General features: G+C 73.8%; 3 protein-coding genes. All 3 read left to right on the top strand.

Annotation, left to right across the window (positions count from 1 at the left end):
• A partial coding sequence (locus AB0I76_RS29100) for an ATP-binding cassette domain-containing protein (RefSeq protein ID WP_357042107.1) occupies positions 1-677 on the top strand: 677 nt, incomplete at its 5' end.
• Positions 678-715: 38 nt separating this feature from the next.
• Positions 716-1,585, top strand: coding sequence for a sugar ABC transporter permease (locus AB0I76_RS29095; protein ID WP_357042110.1), 870 nt, complete (start codon positions 716-718; stop codon positions 1,583-1,585).
• A gap of 52 nt (positions 1,586-1,637) precedes the next feature.
• The coding region (locus AB0I76_RS29090) for a hypothetical protein (protein WP_357042105.1) at positions 1,638-1,828 on the top strand (191 nt) is incomplete at its 3' end.

Raw genomic sequence — 1,828 nt, 5'->3', positions numbered from 1 at the left:
GCGCCGCCCTGCTCGACCGCCGGCCGGGGCAGCTCTCCGGCGGCGAGCGGCAGCGGGTGGCGCTGGCCCGGGCGCTGGTCCGGGAGCCGGACGTCTTCCTCCTCGACGAGCCGCTGTCCAACCTGGACCTGGCGCTGCGGGTGGAGATGCGCGCCGAACTGCGCGCCCTGCACGACCGGCTGGGCGCCACGATGGTGCACGTCACCCACGACCAGACCGAGGCGCTGGTGCTCGCCGACCGGATCGCGGTGCTCCGTGACGGGCGCGTCGAGCAGGTCGGCACCCCGGACGAGATCTGGCGCACCCCCGCGACCCGCTTCGTCGCCGGCTTCGTCGGATCCCCGGCGATGAACCTGCTGCCCGCCGACGGCCCGGTGCGCCCCACCGGTGACGGGCCGCCCGGTGCGCTCGTCACCGACTCCGGCCGGCTGGAGATCGGGTTCCGGCCGGAGGTGGTCTCCCTGGACGCCGCCGGGGGAGCGGCGGCCACCGTCGACCGGGTGGAGGTGGTTGGCGAGGACGCCTACGCGTACCTCACCCTCGCCGGCGGGCACCCGGTGGTCGCCCGCATGCCGGCCGCCCGGCGCCCCGACCGGGCAGCGGCGGTACGCGTGAGCGTGCGCTGGGCGGACACGCACGTCTTCCACGCCGACTCCGGCCTCCGGTACAACCCGTGACGAGGCCGGACACCCGTTCCCGCCGGCAGTTGGCGCTGATGCTGGCGCCGTACCTGGTGGGTCTGGTCGGGCTGGTTCTGCTGCCGGCGCTGGTCACGCTCGCGCTGGCGTTCACCTCCTACGACCTGCTGCGCCCGCCGACCTGGGTGGGCCTGGACAACCTCACCGCGCTCGCCGACGACCCGATCTTCCGGGTCGCCCTGGTCAACTCGCTGGTCTTCGCGCTGATCGCCGTACCGTTGCGGGTGCTCCTCGCGCTCGGCCTGGCCCTGCTGCTGCACCGCCGTGCCCTCGGCGTGGGCAGTGCGCGCAGCGCGGCGCTGCTGCCCACGGCGGTCCCGGAGATCGCCTACGGCCTGCTGTGGCTCTGGCTGTTCAACCCGCTGTACGGGCCGATCAACCAGATGCTGCGCACCGGGGGCGAGAACGGCCTGACCGCGCTGGGCCGCACCCCGCCGCAGTGGCTGACCGACCCGACCGACGCCCGCGCCGCCATCATCCTGATGAGCCTGTTCACCATGGGGGAGACCTTCGTGGTGCTGCTCGCGGCCCGGCGGTCGCTGCCCCGGGACGTCTACGAGATGGCCGCCCTGGAGGACGCCACCGGCTGGGACGTGTTCCGCCGGGTCACCCTGCCCCTGATGGCGCCGGTGCTGGCCCTGCTCGCCGTCCGCGACGTCGTGGCGAGCCTGCACTTCACGTTCGTGCCGGCGTTCGTGGTGACCGACGGCGGGCCGCCGCCGTACTCCACCACCTACCTGTCGCTGTTCGTCTACCAGACCGGGTTCGAGTACCTGCGCTACGGCTACGCGGCGGCGGCGACACTCGTGATGATCCTGCTGACCGCGGCGGCGGTGGTCGTGCAGTGGCGGCTCTTCCGCCGCTACCGTTCGTTCTACCGCCTCTGAGGGGAACCGACCGCGCCGTCGGCCCGTCGGAGGATGACGGAGGTGTCGTGCCATGCGTCGCATACCGGTCCTGCTGACCGCCCTCGGCCTGCTCTGCTGGCTGACCGCCTGCTCCACCACCGACGACCCGCGGGCGCAGCCCGGCGGATGCCTGCCCGAGCTGATCGAGCACGGCCGCACCGGCCTGCTCACCACCGACGAGGACGAGCTGGGCGACCTGCTGCTGGCCGCCAGCCTGCTGGA

Source organism: Micromonospora sp. NPDC049799 (genome assembly GCF_040656655.1).
Taxonomy (GTDB): domain Bacteria; phylum Actinomycetota; class Actinomycetes; order Mycobacteriales; family Micromonosporaceae; genus Micromonospora.
Note: the sequence above shows the minus strand (reverse complement) of the source record. Positions and strands in the feature narration are given on the sequence as shown.

Coding starts and splice junctions, on each gene's coding strand:
- AB0I76_RS29095 (WP_357042110.1), top strand. CDS start 716: ATGCTGGCGCCGTACCTGGTGGGTCTGGTCGGGCTGGTTCTGCTGCCG.